Here is a 6491-nt window from a genome sequence, read left to right on the forward strand (position 1 = left end):
TCGAAATAGTAGGTTTATAATGACTGCATCGTGCCCAAATATTCCATCGTCGTCCCCCTGCACAATGAGCAGGAGAACGTTACCGAACTTTACGACCGTCTGAAGGCAACGATGGAAACCACGGGCGAGCCCTTCGAACTTGTGTTCGTGGACGACGGCAGCGTGGATGGAACGTTTTCATTGCTGCGAGAAATTCAGGCGGTTGATAGCCGCGTCACCGTCGTCAAGCTGCGCCGCAATTTCGGACAGACTTCTGCGCTTGCCGCGGGCTTCGACCATTCGCGCGGACAGTACATCATCGCCATGGATGGCGATCTGCAGCACGATCCCGCCGACATCCCGATGTTCCTGGAGAAAATCGCCGAGGGTTACGACATCGTGAGCGGCTGGCGCAAGCGCCGGATTGACAATCTCTGGCTGCGCCGAATTCCGTCCGCCTGTGCCAACTGGCTAATGGCGCGCGTCAGCCAGGTGAACATCCATGATTTCGGCACAACCTTCAAAGCCTATCGCCGCGAAATTCTCGAGAACGTCCCGTTGTATGGCGAACTGCATCGCTTCATTCCCGCATTGGCGTCATGGCAGGGGGCATCCATTTGCGAAGTGCCCATCCGCAACACCAATCGCGAGCGCGGCGAGTCGCACTACGGTCTTTCCCGCACCTTCCGTGTCTTCTTTGACCTGATTACCATCCGCTTCCTGCTGCGCTATCTTTCCCGGCCACTGCATTTCTTCGGCAGCCTGGGATTGCTCAGCATGCTGACGGGCGCCACCTTCTCGGGTCTGCTGATCGCTAAAAAACTTCTCTACGGTACCCAGATCATGACCCAGCACGGCCCTCTAATGGTGTTCGCCGCCGTGCTCATTCTCGCCGGAATCCAGTTGCTGGCTTTTGGACTACTCGGCGAAATGCAGGTCCGCCACTATCACGAGCCCGCCCGTCGCGCTCCTTACGCAGTTGATCGGGTGCTTCGCGCCCAAAGCGAAGAACACAGCGTTTCTGAATAATTGCATCATTAGGCAAATGAATCATTGACTCATTGATTCATCGCAATGATTCAATCCCTCAATCGCTTGCTCTCACCTGTTACTCTCTTTCAATGGCCAGGAGAGGCTCGGGTCACGGTACCGCCTACGTACGGATGCAGAAGAATTACTGCTTTGGTTGCGGCAAGAACAATCCCGACGGAATGCGTCTCAAGTTTTCCTATGACGAGGCAGGGAAGCGCTTTCTTTGCCGCTTTCGCCTGAGCAAACGCTTCACCGGCCCGCCCGGACACGCCCACGGCGGCATCATCGCCACCATCCTCGACGAGGCCATGGGCAAGGTGAACAAAATCCACAACGTGATCGCATTGACCTCAGAAATTTCGGTGCAGTACCTGAAGCCCGTGCCGCTAGGCAAGCCGCTGCGGGTTGAGTCGCACGAAGTAAGCGTGCGCGGTCGGCGTCACATCAATGCCGCTGCCATCCTGAACCAGCGCAGCGAAATACTGGCCCGCAGCCGCGGGACTTTTATCGCGGTTGATGCCGAGAAGATGTTCAAAAAGCATCTCTAAACCGGCATTTGTGATGATTGAATCACCCGGTCACTCAAGCTTCAGCCCTGTGATCCCCCTGTATCTCAATCGTCGCACGGCATCTGTCCCTACTCTAAGGGGGTTCTAATCTGCTATTTTCGCCTGTAAAATGAAGGTTGGGATGGAAGGGGCAAGTTATGTCTGAGACCAATGGCAGCGGCAACCTGCGGCTGAAGACCGGCCTGGCGGAGATGCTCAAAGGCGGCGTCATCATGGACGTCACCAACGCCGAGCAGGCGGAAATCGCCGAGCGCGCGGGCGCGGTTTCAGTAATGGCGCTGGAGCGGGTGCCGGCGCAGATCCGCGCCGAAGGCGGCGTGGCCCGCATGGCTTCGCCCAAGAAAATTCGCGAGATCATGGAGGCGGTTTCCATTCCCGTGATGGCCAAGTGCCGTATCGGCCACTTCGCCGAAGCACAAATCCTGCAAGAGCTGGGGGTTGACTACATTGACGAATCCGAAGTACTTACCCCCGCTGACGAAGCCCACCACGTAGATAAGCACGCCTTTCGCGTTCCATTCGTTTGCGGGGCGCGCAACTTAGGCGAAGCCTTGCGGCGCATTGCCGAAGGCGCAGCTATGATTCGCACCAAAGGTGAAGCCGGTACCGGTGACGTGGTTCACGCGGTGAAGCACATGCGCCAGATCGTCAAGGAAATGCGCGAGCTGACCGTGTTGCGCGACGAAGAGGTCTATGCCCGGGCGAAAGAGCTGCAGGCGCCGGTCGAAATTGTCCGCCTTGTGGCGAAGACTGGGAAGCTGCCTGTACCCAACTTTTCCGCCGGCGGTCTTGCCACTCCCGCGGATGCAGCCCTGGTCATGCAGCTTGGCGCCGAAGCCGTCTTTGTAGGATCAGGCATTTTCATGAAGGATTCCACCACCTTCGCGCCTCCCGAAGAGGCCGCGCGCCGCGCCCGTGCCATTGTGCGTGCCACCACCCACTACAACGACCCTAAAGTATTACTTGAAGTCAGTGAGGACCTGGTGGGCGCTATGAAAGGCCTGGCCGTGGCCGCCATCGCCGACTCCGACATGATGCAAAAACGGGGTTGGTGAGCTGCGCGCGCCCGGCAAGATGCCACTCGAGGGATAAGCTCACACCGCGGGCCCGCTATTATTCAGCACTCTGGGGGGACGCGCCGGTCAAACTAATCGCATTCCCTGGTTTTCCCTTAGTGCTCCTTCGCGTTGGTGGTGAAACGGTTTTATGAAAATTGGCGTACTTGCCATCCAAGGTGATTTCGATGCCCACCGCCGCCGTGTAGAAGAACTCGGCGCTGAAGCCGTCCTGGTACGCAAGCCGGAGCAGCTCGACGATGTGGACGCGCTCATCATTCCGGGTGGTGAATCCAGCACTTTCCTCAAGGTCCTCGGTGAGCAGGGATTTGAAAAACTCAAGCAGTTTGTTCGCGCCAAACCGACCTTCGGGACCTGTGCCGGTGCCATCCTGCTCGCCACAGAGGTCGAGAATCCCAAACAAGTCGGCCTGGGCGCCCTCGATATTCGCGTTCGCCGAAACGCCTACGGACGGCAGCTAGAAAGCTCCATCCGCTCGGGCCAGACCCAGCTCGGCGCCGACCCGCTGGAAATGGTCTTTATCCGCGCACCCAAAATTGAACGCCTCGGCAAAGGCGTGGAAGTACTTGCCAGCGAGGGCAATGACCCCGTGCTCGTCCGGCAGGGAAGAGTAATGGCCGCCACTTTCCATCCCGAGCTCAGCGAAGACAACCGCGTGCATAAAGCCTTCCTCGCTCTGGTGCGTAACGGCTCGAAATAGCCTGACCGCCCGACTAACAAGTCCGTTGAATGGCCGCCAGCCTCGTTTACCACGCAAGCACGATAGGGCAAGCCAGCGCACGAACCTGCGCGGTGGGAGTTATACTTGCCCTATATGGCAGTGGGCCCTAATAGAACTTTTTACATTGAAACCTTCGGCTGCCAGATGAACGTCCATGACTCGGAAAAGGTCATCGGAACGCTCATGGCGCAGGGTTATCAGCAGGTGCAGTCAGTAGAAGCGGCTGAACTGGTCCTTTACAACACCTGCTCCATCCGCGACAAGGCGGAGCAGAAAGTCTTCCATCGTCTTGCCGATTTCAAAAAGCTCGCCGCCCAGGGCAAGAAATTCGGCGTCCTGGGCTGTGTGGCTCAACAGGAAGGCGAGAAAATTTTTGACCGGGCGCCCTACGTCTCGCTGGTAAGCGGCTCGGCATCTTATCGCAATCTGCCGCAGATGTTGGTCCAGCTCGAGGCAGGGAACCGGCGGGTAACCGGACTTGACGACCGCCAGACAGACGAAACTTTTGAGACCGAGTTCACCGCCCGCAGCAATCCGCATCGCGGGTACATCACCATCATCGAAGGCTGCGACAAATTCTGCGCCTTCTGCGTTGTTCCTTACACTCGCGGCAAAGAGCGCAGCCGTACAGCCGATTCCGTGCTCGAGGAAGCTCGTCGCATGGCCGATTTCGGCTACACCGACATTCAGCTCCTGGGACAAAACGTAAATTCCTATCATGATCCGTCCGGTAGAAAGACCTTTGCGGAACTGCTGGCCGCAGTGGGGCAAGTTCCAGGAATTCGTCGCGTGCGCTTCACCACCTCTCATCCGCGGGACTTCGGACGCGACATCGTCGAAGCTATAGATTCCGTCCCTACCCTTTGCGATCACGTGCACCTGCCGGTGCAAAGCGGCTCCACCCGAGTACTCGGCCTGATGCAGCGTTTGTACTCGCGCGAGCAGTATCTCGAACGCATCACCTGGATAAAGGCGGCGCGTCGGCCACTCAGCATCACTACCGACATGATTGTTGGTTTCCCCGGCGAAACCGAGCAGGATTTTGAAGCGACCCTCTCCTTGCTCAATGACGTGGGCTACGACAGCGTCTTCACCTTCAAGTACTCGCCGCGGCCTAATACTCCGGCACTCAAGTTTATTGATCACATTCCCGATGAGGAGAAATCCCGCCGCCTCTCTGTTTTGATGGACCGTCAAAAAGAAATTCAGAAGCATAACAACCAGAGGCATATTGGCGAACTTCTGGAAGCGATGGTTGAAGGGAAGAATCAGGCGCGCGAACAGTGGATTGGGCGCACTTCTCAGAATAAAGTGCTAAACTTCACCACCCTTGGTGGGCATTCACCCGCAGTTGGCGGCTACGTTCAGGTGCGGGTCACTCAAAGCTTTCCCAACAGTTTGGTTGGAGAGATGGTGGCGTAACAAGCTGGCTGAGTTCGGCGTCTAATACTGTTGTGGGCCGCGAAAACCGGGGCTCCTGGCGTCTGGAGGGACACGATGGAAGTAGAGATGAAAATTCGCGGGCTCATGATGGATCCCGTCACTAACATGCCCATCGTGATCCTGAAGGACGTTGCCGGCGAAGGTGTGCTCCCCATCTGGGTGGGAATTTACGAGGCCAACGCTATCGCCCTTGAGATAGAAAAAGTCACCACCCCCCGGCCCATGACTCACGACCTCATTAAGAATGTTCTCGTCGGCCTGGATACCGCAGTCCACAAGGTTGTCGTTACTGAGCTTCGCGAGGACACCTTCTTCGCCGTGATCTGGCTGGAACGGGATGGCCGCGTTATCAGCGTCGATTCACGCCCTTCAGACGCTCTCGCCCTGGCTCTGCGCGTGGATTGTCCCATCTTCGTGGAAGACGACGTTCTCAAAACTTCCAAGCTCGCCAACTCCGTCTCCGACCGCGTCTCCAGCGAGGAACTCCGCAAGTGGCTGGAGAACCTGAACGACGAAGACCTCGGCCGATACAAGATGTAGCCATTGGGTAAGGGCAAAACGAGGTCCGGTTTTTCAATTACCCATTTAACATTTCCCGATTACCCCATGCCTCATGGATCCCGCCGACCAACTCCAGCGCATCTATCTCGCCGGTTTCGAACTGCGCACATTTGAGCGTTTCCCCAAAGCCATTGGCGTCGTTCGCGACAACTGCGTCGCGCTCCTCGAAGCCTCACCCGACGGCCTGAAGTTTCTGGGTACGCCAGGCTGGCAGATGGGGGAAATCATGGGCGTTCTAGTCGAGAAAGACGGCCGGCAGGTATTTCAGTGGAAGTCCGAGGTGGTCGAGGCCACGCCCGAGCGCCTGAAAACCCTGGAGCGCTTCAAAGCCGACCTGGGCCAGATACTTGGCTAGCCCTGCTGGCGTCGGTAACTTTACATAATACCTGTTATCGGACATTGCATCAGGGGACGGAAAGCGACTCCCCAAAATGGCTGTACTCCTGTCTGGCAGTACCCCAAAAAAACCAGTCACGGCCGTAGTCCTGAAGTACGGGGTTTCCGTCATGGCCTACCGCCTGGTGCGGCCTGGTCCAAGCACAGAAACGCAAGTCCTGGGCTTTGGCACGGCTGATTTTTCCACACCAACCGATCTGCAAAATTGGCTCGTTCAACACTCGGTTGACTTAAACCACTCCGCGCCCATCGGCAACGATTGCGGCTTGTACTCGCTGCTGTTGCGGCCGCGTGACGTGGAAATGCTCATTCCACAAATAACCAGAATGCTTCGCTCTGGCTCTCTACCCGCAGATTTCCGGCGTGATGCGGAATCACTGCTTGAGAGCCTTGAGCGGCAGAGCTTCGTGGCGTAACGGCCATGCAGACCATTTGGACGCCAACGCCGCTGAGGCATTACCTGGTCACAATCGCGGCCGTAATTGTTGTGCTTGCGGTAATCGGTTTTACAGGTGTGGGGATGGCTTGCACCTGGATTCACTTTTTCAAATAGCTGTAACTGAGGCGCTAGGGACGGTGAGGGCCTAAGGCCAGTCCGGACCAGCGACAAAAATTTGCAACACTTGCAACACCAATTTGCGGACGGGCTTTCCCCGATACAGATTTGGCTAGCGGAGTCCTATAATGCGGCTTCGTTTTTCGGCCTTTTGCGAC

General features: G+C 57.0%; 8 protein-coding genes. All 8 read left to right on the plus strand.

Going from position 1 to position 6491, the window contains the following annotated elements:
• Positions 1 to 30: 30 nt before the first annotated feature.
• The 8 genes from VFA76_17830 (at position 31) to VFA76_17865 (ending at position 6193) form a co-directional block, all read left to right on the plus strand.
• The gene (locus VFA76_17830) at positions 31 to 1008 is read left to right on the plus strand and encodes a glycosyltransferase family 2 protein (GenBank protein HZR33709.1); all 978 of its coding nucleotides are present in this window, start codon (positions 31 to 33) and stop codon (positions 1006 to 1008) included.
• A 92-nt stretch (positions 1009 to 1100) separates the two neighbouring features.
• Positions 1101 to 1559 carry a PaaI family thioesterase gene (locus tag VFA76_17835; protein HZR33710.1) on the plus strand — a complete coding sequence of 153 codons (459 nt, stop codon included), beginning with the start codon at positions 1101 to 1103 and terminating at the stop codon, positions 1557 to 1559.
• 158 nt (positions 1560 to 1717) lie between these two features.
• Positions 1718 to 2635, plus strand: coding sequence for a pyridoxal 5'-phosphate synthase lyase subunit PdxS (gene pdxS / locus VFA76_17840; protein ID HZR33711.1), 918 nt, complete (start codon positions 1718 to 1720; stop codon positions 2633 to 2635).
• A 151-nt stretch (positions 2636 to 2786) separates the two neighbouring features.
• The gene (gene pdxT, locus VFA76_17845; protein HZR33712.1) at positions 2787 to 3356 is read left to right on the plus strand and encodes a pyridoxal 5'-phosphate synthase glutaminase subunit PdxT; all 570 of its coding nucleotides are present in this window, start codon (positions 2787 to 2789) and stop codon (positions 3354 to 3356) included.
• A 114-nt stretch (positions 3357 to 3470) separates the two neighbouring features.
• Positions 3471 to 4799: a tRNA (N6-isopentenyl adenosine(37)-C2)-methylthiotransferase MiaB gene (gene miaB / locus VFA76_17850; protein HZR33713.1), complete on the plus strand. Its 1329-nt coding sequence runs from the start codon at positions 3471 to 3473 to the stop codon at positions 4797 to 4799.
• A 75-nt stretch (positions 4800 to 4874) separates the two neighbouring features.
• Positions 4875 to 5360 carry a bifunctional nuclease family protein gene (locus VFA76_17855; GenBank protein ID HZR33714.1) on the plus strand — a complete coding sequence of 162 codons (486 nt, stop codon included), beginning with the start codon at positions 4875 to 4877 and terminating at the stop codon, positions 5358 to 5360.
• Between the two features lie 73 nt (positions 5361 to 5433).
• Positions 5434 to 5736 carry a hypothetical protein gene (locus tag VFA76_17860; protein HZR33715.1) on the plus strand — a complete coding sequence of 101 codons (303 nt, stop codon included), beginning with the start codon at positions 5434 to 5436 and terminating at the stop codon, positions 5734 to 5736.
• Positions 5737 to 5812: 76 nt separating this feature from the next.
• The gene (locus VFA76_17865; GenBank protein HZR33716.1) at positions 5813 to 6193 is read left to right on the plus strand and encodes a hypothetical protein; all 381 of its coding nucleotides are present in this window, start codon (positions 5813 to 5815) and stop codon (positions 6191 to 6193) included.
• The last annotated feature ends 298 nt before the right edge of the window (positions 6194 to 6491 follow it).

The sequence above is a fragment of the Terriglobales bacterium genome (genome assembly GCA_035651655.1).
In the GTDB taxonomy this organism is placed as follows: domain Bacteria; phylum Acidobacteriota; class Terriglobia; order Terriglobales; family Acidobacteriaceae; genus DASRFG01.